Here is a 16,145-nt window from a genome sequence, read left to right as displayed (position 1 = left end):
ATTGTCAATGGAGAAACAACCCAATGCCCATCACAGGAGTAGAGTCATGAGTATTTTTTCCCGCCTGGCCGACATCATCAATTCCAATCTGACGGCCCTGCTCGACAAGGCAGAAGATCCCCAGAAGATGGTGCGCCTGATCATTCAGGAGATGGAAGACGAGCTGGTGAAGGAGCGCTCCAATCTGGCCCGCTTCCTCGCGAACCAGAAAGAGATTGGCCGCCAGGTCAGCCGCCATCAGGAGCGGGTGAACGAGTGGCAAACCAAGGCCGAACTGGCCTTGACCAAGGGCCGCGACGATCTGGCCCGAGCCGCCCTCATCGAGAAGAAGAAACAGACCGAGCTGGCCGAGACGCTGGTGCGTGAACAGCAGGCGGTGGACAGCGGCATCGACAAGCTGGGCGACGAAATTCGCCAGCTGGAAGCCAAGCTGGAAGACGCCCGTACCCGCCAGAAGGCGATGGCCATTCGCAGCGAGGCGGCCAGCAGCCGTTTGAATGTGCAAAGCCAGGTGGCCCGTGGCGACAGCCAGGCTGTGGTCAGCAAGTTCGAGCGCATGGAGCGCCGCATCGACGAGATGGAGGCCCGCGCCGATCTCGGTCAGTCCGACAAGGCGCTGGCCCAGCAGTTTGCCGAGCTGGAGGTGGACGATCAGATCAGCCGCGAGCTCGAGGCCATGCGCCAGAAGCTGGGCCAGAGCGACGCCACCAAGCAGGGGGAGTAACGAATGGAAGACATCATTGGCATATTGGCGACGCCGCTCATCGTCTTCATGGTGATAGTGGCCCCTATCTGGCTGGTGTTGCACTATCGAGCCAAGGGGCGGATCGGCGTCGGTCTTGCCGACGGTGAGCGGCAGCAGCTGGAAGGGCTGCTGGTACGCGCCGAGAAGATGCAGGAGCGAGTGGGGGCACTGGAATCCATTCTGGATGCCGAGGTCCCCGGCTGGAGGAACAAGGTATGAGTGCTCTCTATGGCTGCCATGATGCGAGGTTTGCGCCGGTCGGTACACCGGGTTTCATTCCGGATGCCGAGGTCCCTGGCTGGAGGAACAAGGTATGACGCTGTCAAATCAGACGAGTCGCAATCTCTACCGCGACCCCCAGCGGGGCAAGATAGCGGGGATCTGCGCCGGCCTCGCCGACTACTTCGGGGTGGAGATCTGGATAGTGCGGCTGCTGGCCATCACCGGCCTCATCTTCGCCGGTTTCATCACCTTCACCGCCTATATCGCGGCCTGGTTCCTGCTCGACAAGAAGCCGGTCACCCTCTATGGGGAAAAGGATGCCGAGTTCAGCGATCTGCGCATGAAGTCGCGCAGCTGGCAGGCGGGGGTGACGCCTCACCAGGCGCTGGGCCGCATCGCGCAAGAGCTGGATGCGCTCGAACCCAGAGTGCAGCGCATCGAGAAGCTGGTGACCTCCAAGGAGTTCAACTTGCAACGGGAATTCAGCAAGCTGTGATGAGATGACCCATAGCGTCCCGGGCCAGGGAGGGCCGGGGTGCGACAACATAGAGGATTGATCACGCCTTGATACGCAACAAGCTCGAACAGCAGTGGTCTGTGCTGCAGCACAAGGCCAATGAGGTGGTGAACCGGGTACGGGATCGCCACATCCGGCTGGCGGTCACCGGCCTGTCCCGCAGCGGCAAGACTGCCTTCATCACGGCGCTGGTGAACCAGCTGGAGCACGCGGCCATCGACGGCCGGCTGCCCCTGTGGGATGCCCAGCGTCAGGGGCGGATCCTGGGGGCGCGCCGGGTGCCCCAGCAAAATGCCCACATTCCCACCTTCCCCTACGAGCGCGGGCTCGACTCCCTGTTTGGGGATCCGCCCGCCTGGCCGGAGCCGACCCGCGGGGTGGCCGAGGTGCGCCTCGAAATTCGCTATCGCACCCGCCATCCCCTGCGTAAACACCTGGGTGAGATCTCCACCCTCTACGTGGATCTGGTGGACTACCCGGGGGAGTGGCTGCTGGACTTGCCGCTGCTCGAACTCAGCTACGAGCAGTGGAGCGAGCAGGTGCAACAGCAACTGCGTCGCCCCGAGCTGCAGGCGCTCGCAAGCGGCTGGCTTGAGCCGCGCTGGCAGGCCGAACAGCCCTTCGAGGAGCGACCCGCCAGCGAGCTGGCCGAGCGCTACACCGATTATCTGCACGCCTGCAAGCGTGAACTCGGCCTGCACCTCATCCAGCCGGGCCGCTTCGTCTTGCCCGGGGAATATGCCGGCGCGCCGCTGTTGCAATTCGTGCCCTGGGTGTGGGACAAGCCCGCCAGCGAGCCCGCCGATGGCAGCCTCTACGCCACCTTCAAGCAGCGCTTCGAGCAGTACAAGCAGCACCTGGTGCAGGGCTTCTACGAGCAGCACTTCGCGGGGTTTGACCGCCAGATAGTGCTGGTGGACTGCCTGCAACCCCTCAACGCCGGCGCCGCCAGCTTCGGCGACATGCAGCAGGCCATCGCCCGCATCATGGAGAGCTTTGCCTACGGCAAGAGCAACTGGTGGCGCCGGCTGTTCGCCCCGCGCATCGACAAGCTGCTGTTCGTGGCGAGCAAGGCGGATCACGTGACCCCGGAGCAGCACGGCCCTCTGGTCTCCCTGCTGCAGCATCTGGTGAGCAGCGGCCGCGGCCAGGCGCGCTTCGAGGGTATAGAGACCGAATGCCTGGCGCTCGCCGCCATCAAGGCCACCGAGGTGGGCAAGGGGGTCGCCAACGGCCGGGAGTTTCCGGCCATTCGCGGCACCAGCCTGGGCGGCGAGCCGCTGCTGCTGTTCCCGGGGGAGGTGCCGTCCCATATTCCCCCCGCCCAGTGGTGGAGTACCCAGGGCTTTGATTTTCAGGCGTTTCGCCCGCTGCCCATGAGTGCCCATCAGGCGCTGCCCCATATCCGGCTCGATGCGGCGCTGGAGTTTCTGCTCGGGGATCACCTCGAATAATCGGCTGACCTATCTGCGGGCAAACCCGACAGATAGGTGCGGAGGAAGATAAACGATGAACGATCAGACAAAACAACGCCCGGCGCCGCTGCAAGGCAAGGTGGTGCTGGAGCCTGTGCTCTCGGTGGCGGCGCAAGAGCCTGCTCCCGCCCCGGCCCAGCGGCTGGAGGAGGCGAGCTTCGAGCGCCTCGACGCCCTCGACGACTTCACCGAGGTGGAGCCCGCCCTGACCATCAAACCCCGCCGCCGTCACCGCCTGCTCGGTTGGGGGCTGGGGGCGGTCGGCCTGCTGTCCCTCGGCCAGTTTGGTGCCTTCCTCTACGACCAGTTCGTCTCGTCCCCGCTCTGGGGCGGCGCCTGGCTGCTGGCCTCCGGCCTGGTGCTGGTGGGCACGGCCGGGGTGGCGGGGCGCGAGTGGTTGCGGCTGCGCACCCTCAAGCGACGTCAGGATGTGCGCTCTCGCGCCGAAGACTTGCTGGCCCGCCAGGGGGTGGGGCAGGGGCAGGCATTTTGCGAGGCCCTGGCGACCAGGAGCGGTGACAAGGGGCGGGAGGGGTACAACCACTGGTTATCACAGCTCGACGAGAGCCACAGCGATCGGGAGGTGCTGACCCTCTACAGCCAGCTGGTGCTGACCGAGCGCGACAAGCTCGCCCAGGCGCGGGTTGCCAAGTGGTCGGGGGAGGCCGCCGTGCTGGTGGCCCTGAGCCCGCTCGCCACCGTCGACATGATGCTGATGCTGTGGCGAAACCTGCGGATGATCGAAGATATTGCGGATGTTTATGCCATCGAACTCGGCTACTGGAGTCGTATTCAGCTGATCCGACAGGTGTTTCGCAACATGCTCTATGCCGGCGCCACCGAGCTCGTCACCGAAGTGGGCATGGACTTGCTGGGGGCCGAGCTCACCGCCAAGCTCTCCGCCCGCGCAGCGCAAGGGGTGGGGGCCGGTCTGCTCACCGCCAGGCTGGGGCTGCGCACCATGGAGGCGTGCCGCCCGCTGCCCTGGTGCGGGGATGAGAAACCCAAGCTCGGCGAGTTGCGCAAGCGGTTGATCGGCCAAATAACGGGCTATCTCAGCAAATCCTAAGTCCGTTGCAAAGGTGATGATGAGGGGGCGGTCAACTGGCTGATCAGCCGACTGGCGAGCTATCTCAGCAAGTCCTGAGCCGGGGAACCGGCATGTCACAAATTGTTTACATCGATGGCAAGCAGCCGACCTTGGGGTCGGCTGCTTTTTTAGGGGGCAAACCGTTACAGTGATCCCATAGACCTTTACAGACAGGCCTGTACCAACAGACCTGCGTAAACAGACCAACGCAAAGGCGCCCCAGTGGGGTGGGATGGAACGGGATCATGGCAAGCCTCTACACAGCACATCAAGCGGACGAGCAGGGCGTCATCCACTATCGGGATGAGGAGCACGGCACCTGGCAGATCCTGATCGAGCGCCAGCTCGCGGCGCTGGAGGGCAAGGCCTGTGACCAATACCTGACGGGGCTGGCGCGCCTCAACCTGCCCCTGGATCGCATTCCGCAGCTCGGTGAGATCAATGCCGTGCTGCAACCCGCCACCGGCTGGTCCGTGGTGGCCGTGCCGGCGCTCATCTCCTTCGATCGCTTCTTCTCGCTGCTGGCCAACCGCCAGTTCCCGGTCGCCACCTTCATCCGGCGCCGGGACGAGCTCGACTACCTGCAGGAGCCCGACATCTTTCACGAGTTGTTTGGCCACTGCGCCATGTTGACCAACCCGGCGTTCGCCCACTTCACCCATGTCTATGGCCAGCTCGGCCAGAAGGCGAGCAAGGAGGACAGGGTCTATCTGGCGCGCCTCTACTGGTTCACGGTGGAGTTTGGCCTGGTGCAGGGGGAGCTGGCAGAGGGAAATGAGGGGCTGCGCATCTATGGTGGCGGCATTCTCTCCTCCATCGGTGAGACCGCCTATGCCCTCGGAGGCGTGCCAGTGTTGCAGCCGTTTGATCCCATAGAGGTGCTGCGCACCCCCTATCGCATCGACATCATGCAACCCATCTATTTTGTCCTGCCGCAGCTCGATGAGCTCTATCGGCTGGCGGATCAGGACATCATGGCCATGGTGGGGGAGGCCCGCCGCCTCGGCCTGCATGCCCCGCGCTTCGTGCCCGGTGTCAGTCAACATGCGGGCAAGCAGGCGAGCTGAAGGCTGCGCCTCGCCCAGTTTCCCACGATTTATCAACGAAAGGAGTCCCGAATGTCCGAACTGGCAAGCCAACAGTGCGAAGCGTGCCGTGCCGATGCCCCGAAAGTCAGCGACGAGGAGCTGGCCGAGCTGATGCATCTCATCCCCGACTGGCAGCCCCTGGTGGTGAACGGGGAGCTGCAACTGCGCCGGGAGTTTGCGTTTCGCAACTTCAAGGAGGCGCTCGCCTTCACCAACCGGCTCGGTGAGCTGGCGGAGGCGGAGTTCCATCACCCGGCGATCCTGACCGAGTGGGGCAAGGTGACCGTCAGCTGGTGGACCCACAAGATCGGTGGATTGCACCGCAACGACTTCATCATGGCGGCGCGCACCGACGAGCTGCCCAGATAATGGTGGTCTGCGTCGGCACGGTCCCATCATGGGGATCCATACCGACGAGCTGCTCAAGTCGTCTTCTCGCCGTAACAGCACACAACAAAGCGGGCCTGTCCGGTGAAAACGGGACGGGCCCGCATTTTTATGGGTCAGCCCTCGCACTGGCGGGATCGAGTCTGTATCATCCGGTTATTCAGAATGTTAGCCAGGAAGTGTGTGCCGAATGCGTCTTGAAGTCAGCTGTGAAGACCGCCTGGGCTTGACCCGGGAATTGCTCGACCGTCTGGTGGAGCACAACATCGATCTGCGCGGCATCGAAATCGATACCTCAGGCATCATCTACCTCAACTTCCCCGAGCTGGAGTTCCGCGATTTCCAGCACCTGATGCCGGAGATCCGCCGCATCCCCGGCATCTACGACGTCAAGACTATTCCCTACATGCCCTCCGAGCGGGAGCATCACGAGATTGAGGCGCTGCTCAAGGCGCTGCCGGATCTGGTGTTTTCCCTCGACAGCAAGGGCAGGGTGACCCAGGCCAACCAGGCCGCCCTCACCACGCTTGCCTTGCCGCCGGAAGAGGTGCGCGGCGTCGCCCTCGGTTCCCTGGTCAAGGGTTTCTCCTTTACCCGCTGGCTGGAGGCGAGCGAGATCAAGCCGCAGACCTGCAAGCTCAGCCTCGGCGGCGAGGAGTACCTCGGCGATCTGATGCCGCTGTTCGTGGCCGAGGAGAAGGGCAAACAGGCCCTGGCCGGCGCCGTGGTGGTGCTGAAATCCGCCCGCCGGGTCGGCATGCACTTCAGCGCGCTGCACGCGGTGGAAGTCGGCGGCTTCGAGCATCTGCAGGCCGAGAGCCAGAAGATGAAGGAGGTGCTGGCCCAGGCCGCCAAGCTCGCGATGCAGGATGCCCCCTTGCTCATCGTCGGCGAGACCGGCACCGGCAAGGAGCTGCTGGCCCGCGCCTGCCACGGCGCCAGCCTGCGCTCCAGCCACCCCTTCATGGCGCTCAATTGCGCCGCCATGCCGGACAACGTGGCCGAGAGCGAGCTGTTTGGCTACGCCCCCGGCGCCTTTGGCAACAACACCGAGGGCAAGCGTGGCGTGCTGGAGCTGGCGAGCGGTGGCACCCTGATGCTGGACGAGATCGGCGACATGTCACCCCACCTGCAGACCAAGTTCCTGCGGGTGCTGCAGGATGGCGTCTTCCGCCGGGTCGGTGACGAGCAGGAGGTGCGGGTCAACGTGCGCTTCATCTGCACCACCCAGAAGCAGTTGCTGGATCTGGTGCACGAGGGCAAGTTCCGCGAAGATCTCTATTACCGCCTCAACGTGCTGAGTCTGGCGCTGCCCCCCCTGCGCGAGCGCAAGGCGGACATCATGGCGCTGGCCCAGCAGTTCGTGTTTCGTTTTGCGAGCGAATTGCAGCGCCCGCGCCCGCGCTTCACCCGCAACATGGCCGAATACCTGACCGCCTACCGCTGGCCGGGCAACGTACGCCAGCTGCGCAACTGCCTCTATCGGGCCATGACGTTGCTGGAAGGGGACGAAATAGGCCCGGAGCACGTGGACCTGCCGGTGGCGGCGGATGCCATGCCGCTCATCGACGAGTGGTTCGAGGGCGGGCTGGATGAGGCGGTGAAGCGCTTCGAGAGCCGGCTGCTGGAGCGGCTCTACCCGGCGTTTCCCTCCACCCGCCAATTGGCCAAGCGACTCGGCGTGTCCCACACCGCCATCGCCAACAAGCTGCGTGAATACGGGATCGGCAAGAAGTAGTCAGATGACGGCTTATCTTTCATGGCACCCGTCTCGGATCGGGTGCTTGCCATTGCTGCGACACCGGGTGACGCAACCGGTGCCCGACCCGATGGGCACCAGCCTCGGGGCTGATAAGCTCGAGCCGACTCCTCTCTGGCATTCCCTTCATGGGCGTCGGGCCACCTCGGTACCGGCGTGGGCATAAGCGCAGGCAACATGCAATCACACCATCTTATCCGGGCCATGGCCTTGCTTGCCCCCCTGTGCTGTTCGCTGACCTTGATGGCCGAGCCGGGGCCCCTGACCTCGGCGGAGGTCCGCAGCGACCACGTGCGTCAAACCGTGCTCGATATCCTGAGTTATACCCGCTGGCCGAGTGAACCTGCCGAGTTGCGACTCTGCATCACGGCGCCGACGGAGTACGCCAGCACCCTGCGCACCATCAAGCAGCAGGCCAACGGCCGGCTGGTCGATGTCCACCGCTACGAGACGGATGACGAGGCGCTGAGTCAGCGCTGCGACGTGATCTATCTGGGGGTATTGGCTCCCGAGCAGCGTCTGGCACTGTTCGGGAGGCTGCGGGGCCACGCCATCCTCAGCATCAGCGAGCAGAGCCGTGAGTGCATCGCCGATGCGGTGTTCTGCCTGCAGGCCGGATTGGATCGGGTGCGTTTTCGCGTCAATCTGGATGCACTGGCCCGCAGCGGCGTGCGGGTGCATCCGGCGGTGCTGAAACTGGCCAGGGCGGACGAGGAGGAGCGATGAAAAACCAGGCTCATTCCGTCGGCCCGCGCATCACCTTGCGACAAAGCCTGGGGCGCACCCACATGGTGACCTCCCTGACCGCCGTCTGCATGGCGGGGCTGTTCCTGACCATCACCGCCTTGCTGGCGCTGCGGCTCTACGCGGATCACAATCTGGAGCTGCTGGCCCGTGCCATCAGCTACACCACGGAGGCGGCCGTGGTGTTCCACGACGAGGAGGCGGCGAGGGATGCCCTGCAGGCCATCACGGCGCACGAGGACGTGGTCAGCGCCACCATTCTGCTGCCCGATGGTCAGGTGCTGGCGAGCTGGGGCCGTGATATCACCAACCCTTGGTCCAATCTGGGGCAACACCTGGCACGGCTGCTCCTGCCGGGGCCGGTGGCGCTGCCCATGGTGCGCGAGGGCAAGGAGATAGCCCGCATTCATCTGGTCGGGCACGGCCAATACCTGCTGCGCTTCCTGTTGCAGACCCTGCTGGCGACCCTGGTCTGCCTGCTGCTCAGCATACTGGGCGCCCTCTATGTGGCGCGCCGGATGCAATATTCCATCACAGCTCCCCTCAAGGCGCTGGCACAGGTCGCCCACAGCGTCCGTCGCCGGCGAACCCTCAATCAACGGGTTCCCTCTGCCAATATCGCCGAGCTGCACGAGCTGGGAGAGGATTTCAACTCCCTGCTCGATGAACTGGAGGCCTGGCAGGCCCACCAGAAGCGGGAGAATGCCAGCCTGCTGCATCAGGCGACCCACGACTCCTTGACCGGTCTCCCCAATCGCTCCCTGTTCGAGGCCCGTCTGGCCCAGGCTATCAGGCTGGGTGACGCCCAGAACGAACGATTCGCCTTGTTGTATCTGGATTGCGATCGCTTCAAGCAGATCAACGACAGCCTGGGTCACGCCGCCGGTGACGAGGTGCTGGTGGCCCTGGCGCGGCGGGTGCAGCACCAGCTCAGGCCGATGGATCTGGTGTGCCGGCTGGGGGGAGACGAGTTCGCCATCCTGCTGGCCCCGTTGCACCATGAGCGCGAAGTGCGTGAGGTGATGCTGCGGATCCAGCAGGCGATGGCCACGCCCGTGGTGTTGGGGGATGGTCGTCATCTGGTGGTTGGCGTCAGTGTCGGCTTTGCCATGTATCCCGAGCAGGGGGGGACGGCCGACGAGCTGCTGCAACAGGCGGACAGCGACATGTATCAAGCCAAGCGACAACGCAGGGAGGGGATCACCGACCAACAGACGAATACATGATGTTTTTTCAGGCAAAAATAATAAATAAAAGGATGATAACAATGAACATTTCCAACCTGATAAAGGCGGGCCTTGTCGGTCTGCTGCTGAGCGTGCTGGCGGCTTGCCAGAGTGCACCACGGGGCCTCTCGGCAGAGCAGGTTGCCACGCTCAAGGAGCAGGGGTTCCACCTCACCGATGAGGGCTGGACCCTGGATATTTCCAACAAGGTGCTGTTCGCCAACAACGTGGGCGCCCTCAACCCCAACACCCGCCAGGTGGTAGAGAAGCTGGGCAAGGCCCTGCTTTCTGTGGGTCTGAACAAGGCCAGGGTGGACGGTCATACCGACGCCAACGGCGAGGCCAGCTACAACCAGCAACTCTCCCTGAAACGGGCTCAGTCCGTGGCCGACGTCCTGGTGTCGGTGGGGATGCCGGCGGCCAATCTGGACATCCGTGGCCGGGGCGAAGAGGCACCGATTGCCGACAACGGCAACGCCGCCGGACGGGCGGAGAATCGCCGGGTCGCCATCATCATCGGCAACGACTGATCCCGGCCGTGCATCAGCGGCGAGCATTCCCTGTCTTGAGGGCCTTAGGCCACTTCTCCCGTTAGTCGGAATGCGTGTGTACGACCACTCTCCTGGCAGTTTTGCTGCGCACGGGGGAGTGGCTATCGCCGAACAGGGCATCTCCTTCGCTACTGTATTCGGGTCCTTCGACCGACGATCGCTTGCAATTCAAGGCTTAAGTGCCACCCCAGTGCCCCTGATTTGATCCAGCACAAGGTCGTAGTGAACTGATATTCGTTATCATTTGCATTATTTTCTGATGGTAACTTGCCAGTGACAACAGCAACCCTCACCCCGACCATGACAGGGCTCGCGACCCCTGATCCCCTCAAATTCGCCTTCGCCGCCAAGACCTCGGCCCATGCCAGCCGTGGCGGCATACGTCCCCTGACACTCGATGACGCCGGCTGGCAAGCCTGGTGGCAGCAGGAGAGCCAGGTGGAGGAGCGGGCGCTCTACATCCACATTCCGTTTTGCCGCAAACGCTGCAGCTTCTGCAACTTCTTCGAAAATGGCGCCAACCCGGCGCGGATGAGCCGCTACATGGCGGCCCTGTGCGCCAGCCTGCATCAGGCCGCCGATGCGCCCTTTGGCCAGAGCCGGCCCTTCTCGGCCGTCTACGTGGGGGGCGGTACGCCCACCGACATGGCGGCCGACGATCTGGCGCGTCTCGCCGAGGCCATCCGCCGTTTCCCGCTGACGGCCGATGCGGAAGTGACCCTGGAGGGGCGCCTCAACGGCTTCGATGACGAGAAGTGGCAGACCGCCCTGGCGGGAGGTTTCAACCGCTTCTCGTTCGGGGTGCAGAGCTTCGATACCGAAGTGCGCCAGCAGGCGGCCCGCTTCGATGACAGGGAGACACTGCTCACCCGGCTGGCCGAGCTGACCCGGGATGATGCCGTCGTGATAGTGGCGGATCTCATCTTCGGCCTGCCCGGTCAGGACGACACCGTCTGGCGCCAGGACATTGCGGACGTGATGGCGAGCGGGGTGCACGGGGTGGATCTCTATCAGCTCATCGCCATGGCGGGCACCAACCTGGAACGCGCCGAGGCCAAGGGCAAGCTCGGCTGGTCCGCCGATGGCCAGCAGCGGGCCAGCATGTATGCCTATGGCGCCCAGACCCTGGAGCAGGGGGGCTGGCAGCGCCTCTCCGGCAGCCACTGGCGCCGCGGTGACGCCGAGCAGAGCCGCTATAACCAGATGGCCAAGCGCGGGGCCGAGATCCTCCCCTTCGGCGCCGGGGCGGGGGGCAGCGTGCACGGTCACGGCCTGATGTATGGCCGGGATCTGGCGCTCTGGCACGAGGCGCTGGCCGCTGGCGTGCGCGCCCCCGGCATGGTGATGGGGCGCAACCCCAACGCGCGCATCGACGGCCTGCTGCGCGGGGCGCTGGATACCGGCTGGCTCGCGCTGAACCGGTTGCCATCCCCCCTGCAAACTCACCTGATGCCGCTGTTTATGGCCTGGCAGCGCCACGGGCTGGCGGAGCTGACCGACCAGCGGCTCGAGCTGACCCTGGCGGGGCGCTTCTGGAACGTCAACCTGCAGGCCGGGCTGTTTGAATTCCTGCAGCTCAACCCCCTGGGGGGCGGGTCAGCCCCCTCCGCCAGTCTGGGACACCCGGGCGGGGCGGTACGACATTCGCTGGTGTGAGTGATTTGCACACTATAAAAATGGCCCATCCTGTGATGGGCCATTTTTTATGCTGACAAATACCTTGTTACTAGTCGTTGATGCTGTCTACCCGCACTTTCAGGCTGCCCTCGGCCAGGGTGGTCACGAGCGACTGGCCGGGGCTCACCTGGCTGGCGCGGCTGATGACCTCGCCACTTGCGCTGCGGGTGATGGAGTAGCCGCGGCCCAGGGTGGCCAGCGGGCTGACCCCGTCGAGCCGTGCGCTCAGCATGGCGAGGCGATGGCCGGCGAGACTCTGGCGCTTGGCCATCAGGCTATGGAGCCGCTCCTCGGCGAGCTGATGACGGCGCTTGCCGGCCGCCAGCAGCTTCTCGGGGCTCCGGGCCTGCAGGCGCAGCTCGAGGTTGGCGAGGCGCCTCTCCCCCTGATGCAGGCGGCTTGCCAGCAATTGCTGCAGACGGCTGGCGAGCTCGTCGAGGCGCTGGGATTGCTGCTCCAGCCGGCGCTTGGGGTCTTGATGATCCAGCCGCTTTTGCAGCAGCGCGAAGCCGTGGCTGGCGGCGGTCTGGCGCCGCGCCATGGCCTGCGCGAGCCGCTGGCGCAGGTGGGCGAGGCGCTGGGCGCGGGTGCTTCTGTCCGGCGCCACCAGCTCGGCGGCGGCGGAGGGGGTGGGGGCACGCAAGTCGGCGGCAAAGTCGCTGATGGTGACGTCCACCTCGTGGCCGACGGCGCTCACCACGGGAATGGCGGAGCGGCTGATGGCGCGGGCCACCGCCTCCTCGTTGAAGCACCAGAGATCTTCCAAGGATCCGCCGCCGCGACCGACGATCAGCACGTCCACCTCGGCGCGGCGGTTGGCAAGCTGGATCGCCGCCACTATCTGGCCGATGGCGGCGCTGCCCTGCACCTGTGTCGGGTAGATGAAGACCGGCAAGTCCGGCGCCCGGCGCCCCAGCACCGTCAGCATGTCGTGCAGGGCGGCGCCGGTGGCGGAGGTGACCAGCCCCACGGCGCGCGGCTCGCGGGGCAGCGGTCGCTTGCGAGCCTCGTCGAACAAGCCCTCGGCGCCCAGGCGACGCTTGAGCTCCTCGAAGCGCAGGGCCAGCATGCCGTCGCCGGCGGGCTGCATGGATTCGATGATGAGCTGGTAGTCGCCGCGGGGCTCATAGAGAGAGACCCGCGCCTGTACCAGCACCTGCATGCCGTCTTGTGGACGGAACGGCACCCGCCGGTTGTTGCCCTTGAACATGGCGCAGCGTACCTGGGCGGAGATGTCTTTCAAGGAGAAATACCAGTGGCCCGAGCTTGGCATCGCCAGGTTGGAGAGCTCCCCGGTCAGCCACACCAGCCCCAGATCCTGCTCCAGGATCATGCGCACGGCGCTGTTGAGGCGGGTGACGGTAAAGATCTGCTGCCTGTCTTGGCTGGATTCGTCGCGATGATTCAAGGTTGGTCCTGCTGCTGTGCCCGGCCCGGAGTGAGGGGGGAGAAGACAATGGGGCCTATCTTACCCCAGTTCGCACGGGGAGCCGAGCCCGAGGAGGCCCGGCCTGATAGCTGGAATGGGGCAGGGGTTGAGTCAGCGCACCGGCTGGCTCGCGGGCTTGGCTGTCTTGGCCGGGCTCACCACCAGCCAGACCGCGAGGCAGACGACGGCGCCGCCGATGACAAAGCCACCGGTTAGGGTCTCGCCGAGCACCAGATAGCCCCACAGTATGCCAAACGGGGGGATGAGGAAGGTGACCGTCAGGGAGCGCAGCGGCCCTATGTCGGCGATCAGCCGGAAATAGAGCAGGTAGGCGAGGGCGGTACAGATGAAACCGACGGCCAGGATGCTGGCCCACACCTCGGGGATGGCCCAGTTGACGACAGGTCCGGCCGCCATGGTGTAGCCGAAGAAGGGGAGCAGGAACAGGCAGGCCCCGAGCTGGCTGCCAAACGCCACCAGCTTGGCATCGAGGCCGCCCTGCTCGGTGATCCAGCGCCGGGTCAGGAAGCCGGCGCAGCCGTAACAGGCGGTGGCGATGAGGCAGGCCAGCACCCCGGTGATGACGTTGCCGGTCAGGCTCAGCTCCCCCGTGGTGGTGATGAGGGTGATGCCCACCAGGCCCAGCATGACGCCGGCCCATTTGCGCAGGCTCAGTGGCTCGTTGAAGCAGGAGAAGCCGATCAGCGCCCCCATCAGCGGGGTGGTCGCGTTGAGGATGGCCGAGTAGCCGGCGGGCAACCAGAGCGCGGCGATGGCGTACATCAGGAAGGGCACGCCCGAGTTGATGATGCCAAGCACCATGGCGGACTTCAGCTTACCCTTGAAGCGCATGGGGGTGCGCAGCAGAAGCAGCATGACGGCGAGCCCGATGAGGGCGAAGAAGACCCGCAGGAAGGTGGTGTTGACCGAGCCGAACGCCGGCGCGGCGATGCGCATGAACAGGAAGCTGGCGCCCCAGATGGCGGCCAGCGCCAGCAGTCTCACATAATCCGATGTTCTCATCTTCTCTCCTTGAAATGACGGGCGGCCCTGCATCATGCAGGGCCGCCCCCTGTCTGGCAACCGGGTGAAGGGGGTACCAATAAACAAGGCACCACCTGGGTGATGCCTCGTGACTATTCACTGCCTGAACCAGGCTGGGGTCTGTGCGACTCGGCCTTGAGGCCTATATCGTCACTCGCTTTCCGGCTGGCTGACGAAGGCTATCTTGTGCAGCCCGTGCTGGGAGGCCTGTGCCATCACCTTGGCGATGGCGCCGTACTCCACGCTCTTGTCGATGCGCAGCTGGATCTCGGGGATCTCCGGCTTGGCCTCGCTGGCCTTGACCATCTGGGCGAGCAGTGCCGTCTCATCGACCTCCTTGTCGTTCCAATACATTTTGCCGGCGCCGTCGATGGAAAGGATCACATCTTCCTGCTTGGGCTGATTGACCTGGCTGCTGGCCTCGGGCAACTCGAGCTTGACCGCGTTGGTGAGCAGGGGGGCGGTGATCATGAAGACGATGAGCAACACCAGCATGACGTCGATCATCGGGATCATGTTGATCTCGGAGAGCGGCTGCTCGTCCGATTCGCCAGGAAGTTTGCCGAAAGCCATTACATCTGCCCCTTCTTGGCGGTCTCGCTCTTGGCACCCTCGATGTCGGACAGCTGGGTCACGTTGGACGGAGTTTTCTCAAATCCGGTCACCAGCAGGGCAAAGAGGTCGTAGGCGAACTCGTCCAGCGCGGCGAGCTTGAGGCGATTGCGGCGCACGAAGAAGTTGTAGATGAGCACCGCAGGCAGGGCGACGGCGAGGCCGAAGCCGGTCATGATCAGGGCCTCACCCACCGGGCCTGCGACCTTGTCCAGACTGCTCTGACCGGCCGCACCTATGGCCAGCAGCGCGTGATAGATGCCCCAGACGGTACCAAAGAGCCCGATGAAGGGGGCCGCCGAACCGACGGAGGCGAGGAAGGCCAGGCCGTGTTCGAGGCGGATCCGCTCCATGGTGATGGCATGGCGCAGGGCGCGCAGCAAGAAGTCGTCCGGGGAGCCCAGCTTGAGGGAGACGGCTCGCCCTTGTGCCCGGTCAAGCTGGGAAACGGCCTCGAGGGCAGCATGGGTTATCCGGCCATAGGCCTCTTCGGGGGGCGTGTGGGCGAGCTGGCGCTCCATCTCCTGCACGCTCTCATGCTGCCAGAACTGATCCACGAAGCGGGCGTTCAGCCGCTGCTCGCGATAGCCGAGGTAGAGTTTGAGCAGCGCGTAATAGCAGGTGCCGAGCGACATCAGTACCAGCAGGATCAGTGGGACCAGACCCACCCCGGTGTTTTGGCTGAGCAGGTGGTAGATGCCCATCGAGTTTGTTGCGATTTCCGGATTCATGGCTTATGCCCCTAACTTGAAAATAATGGTAACCCCTGTCCAGGCTGGGACGGTGGTATTGTTCTGTTTGGCCGGAATGAAGCGCCAACGGCTGACGGTCTTGCGGGCGACCATGTCCAGGCGCCGATGACCACTGCTCTGCTCCACTTCGACCGACTCGGCGGTGCCCTCTTTGGTGACGCGCACCTTCAATACCACGCGCCCTTCCTCACCCCGTCGGCGTGACTCCTGGGGGTAGGGGGGCTCGGGGTTGTTCAACCGGGCATCCCGTGCGATAGGGGCGCTGCTGCCGGCCCCGGCGCCCGTCTGGCGGGACTTGGTCGGCGGCGCACTGGCACCACTCGCACTCTGGTTATTGGCCGTCGCCTGCGGGGTTGCAGGCGCAGAGGGCGCGACCACCGGCTCGGCCTTGGCCACTGGCGCGGGTTTGGTTACCGGCACAGGCCTGGGTGTTGGTTTGGGCGCTGGTTTCTTGACGACCGGCTTGACCACTTTCGGCGGTACCGGGGTCGGCTTCTTCACCACGGGCGGCGCAGGGACGGCCGCTGGCGCCGCCGGTTTGGCCGGTGCGTCATCTTTGTTCGACTCGCCGGCCCAGCGGGCAGACAAGGTGATGGGTTCGGGTGGTGTGATGGGGTCGGCGCGGTTGTTGTGCACCAACCACAGGATGACGAGATGCAGCGCAATCGCGGCGGCCAGGCAGACAAGCTGAGCCGGGCCAAAGGTCAAATTGTTGCTACCGGGTGCTGGCCTCGAGATGCAGGCGTTCATCACCCTTCTCCATTACAGATGGTCATATTCATACTCAAAACGTCGATGATACTGGCGCCAGAACAGGGCCTTGCCGC

17 protein-coding genes are annotated in these 16,145 nt (G+C 64.6%); 12 read left to right on the top strand and 5 right to left on the bottom strand.

Features of this window, described 5'->3' with window-relative positions:
- Positions 1-46: 46 nt before the first annotated feature.
- From pspA to hutW, 12 genes are all read left to right on the top strand, one after another.
- Positions 47-724, top strand: coding sequence for a phage shock protein PspA (pspA, locus tag LG30_RS0104915; RefSeq protein ID WP_033129603.1), 678 nt, complete (start codon positions 47-49; stop codon positions 722-724).
- A 3-nt stretch (positions 725-727) separates the two neighbouring features.
- Complete coding sequence (gene pspB, locus LG30_RS0104910) at positions 728-964, top strand: envelope stress response membrane protein PspB (RefSeq protein WP_033129602.1); 237 nt, start codon at positions 728-730, stop codon at positions 962-964.
- 94 nt (positions 965-1,058) lie between these two features.
- A complete protein-coding gene (gene pspC / locus LG30_RS0104905; RefSeq protein WP_033129601.1) occupies positions 1,059-1,463 on the top strand; it encodes an envelope stress response membrane protein PspC in 405 nt (134 codons plus the stop codon).
- 68 nt (positions 1,464-1,531) lie between these two features.
- Positions 1,532-2,938 (top strand): YcjX family GTP-binding protein, encoded by a 1,407-nt coding sequence (locus tag LG30_RS0104900; RefSeq protein ID WP_033129600.1) that lies wholly within the window; start codon positions 1,532-1,534, stop codon positions 2,936-2,938.
- Positions 2,939-2,993: 55 nt separating this feature from the next.
- Positions 2,994-4,028, top strand: coding sequence for a YcjF family protein (locus LG30_RS0104895; RefSeq protein ID WP_033129599.1), 1,035 nt, complete (start codon positions 2,994-2,996; stop codon positions 4,026-4,028).
- A 266-nt stretch (positions 4,029-4,294) separates the two neighbouring features.
- Positions 4,295-5,116 (top strand): phenylalanine 4-monooxygenase, encoded by an 822-nt coding sequence (gene phhA, locus LG30_RS0104890; protein ID WP_033129598.1) that lies wholly within the window; start codon positions 4,295-4,297, stop codon positions 5,114-5,116.
- Between the two features lie 51 nt (positions 5,117-5,167).
- Positions 5,168-5,506 (top strand): 4a-hydroxytetrahydrobiopterin dehydratase, encoded by a 339-nt coding sequence (locus tag LG30_RS0104885; protein ID WP_033129597.1) that lies wholly within the window; start codon positions 5,168-5,170, stop codon positions 5,504-5,506.
- 208 nt (positions 5,507-5,714) lie between these two features.
- Positions 5,715-7,262: a transcriptional regulator TyrR gene (gene tyrR / locus LG30_RS0104880; RefSeq protein WP_033129596.1), complete on the top strand. Its 1,548-nt coding sequence runs from the start codon at positions 5,715-5,717 to the stop codon at positions 7,260-7,262.
- A 225-nt stretch (positions 7,263-7,487) separates the two neighbouring features.
- On the top strand, positions 7,488-8,009 hold the full coding sequence (gene yfiR / locus LG30_RS0104875; RefSeq protein ID WP_238566383.1) for a regulatory sequestration protein YfiR: 522 nt from the start codon (positions 7,488-7,490) through the stop codon (positions 8,007-8,009).
- The gene (gene dgcN, locus LG30_RS0104870; RefSeq protein ID WP_033129594.1) at positions 8,006-9,253 is read left to right on the top strand and encodes a diguanylate cyclase DgcN/YfiN; all 1,248 of its coding nucleotides are present in this window, start codon (positions 8,006-8,008) and stop codon (positions 9,251-9,253) included. The genes yfiR and dgcN overlap by 4 nt, the downstream gene beginning before the upstream one ends.
- Positions 9,254-9,294: 41 nt before the next feature.
- Positions 9,295-9,783 carry an outer membrane lipoprotein YfiB gene (yfiB, locus tag LG30_RS0104865; RefSeq protein ID WP_033129593.1) on the top strand — a complete coding sequence of 163 codons (489 nt, stop codon included), beginning with the start codon at positions 9,295-9,297 and terminating at the stop codon, positions 9,781-9,783.
- Positions 9,784-10,104: 321 nt separating this feature from the next.
- A complete protein-coding gene (gene hutW, locus LG30_RS0104860) occupies positions 10,105-11,460 on the top strand; it encodes a heme anaerobic degradation radical SAM methyltransferase ChuW/HutW (RefSeq protein ID WP_033129592.1) in 1,356 nt (451 codons plus the stop codon).
- Between the two features lie 70 nt (positions 11,461-11,530).
- Here the strand turns inward: hutW and xseA are convergent, their stop codons facing one another.
- From xseA to LG30_RS0104835, 5 genes are all read right to left on the bottom strand, one after another.
- Entirely contained in the window at positions 11,531-12,889 is a 1,359-nt protein-coding gene (gene xseA, locus LG30_RS0104855; RefSeq protein WP_033129591.1) for an exodeoxyribonuclease VII large subunit, read from the bottom strand.
- A gap of 132 nt (positions 12,890-13,021) precedes the next feature.
- Positions 13,022-13,933, bottom strand: a complete 912-nt coding sequence (locus tag LG30_RS0104850; protein WP_033129590.1) for a DMT family transporter — start codon at positions 13,931-13,933, stop codon at positions 13,022-13,024.
- A gap of 171 nt (positions 13,934-14,104) precedes the next feature.
- Positions 14,105-14,527 (bottom strand): ExbD/TolR family protein, encoded by a 423-nt coding sequence (locus LG30_RS0104845; protein WP_033129589.1) that lies wholly within the window; start codon positions 14,525-14,527, stop codon positions 14,105-14,107.
- Entirely contained in the window at positions 14,527-15,297 is a 771-nt protein-coding gene (locus LG30_RS0104840) for a MotA/TolQ/ExbB proton channel family protein (RefSeq protein WP_033129588.1), read from the bottom strand. Before LG30_RS0104840 ends, LG30_RS0104845 begins: the two co-directional genes overlap by 1 nt.
- 3 nt (positions 15,298-15,300) lie before the next feature.
- Positions 15,301-16,068 (bottom strand): energy transducer TonB, encoded by a 768-nt coding sequence (locus LG30_RS0104835; protein WP_033129587.1) that lies wholly within the window; start codon positions 16,066-16,068, stop codon positions 15,301-15,303.
- Between the last annotated feature and the right edge of the window lie 77 nt (positions 16,069-16,145).

Origin of the sequence: Aeromonas aquatica, from assembly GCF_000764655.1 — a bacterium.
Taxonomy (GTDB): Bacteria; Pseudomonadota; Gammaproteobacteria; order Enterobacterales; family Aeromonadaceae; genus Aeromonas; species Aeromonas aquatica.
This window is presented reverse-complemented; position numbering and strand designations above follow the sequence as displayed.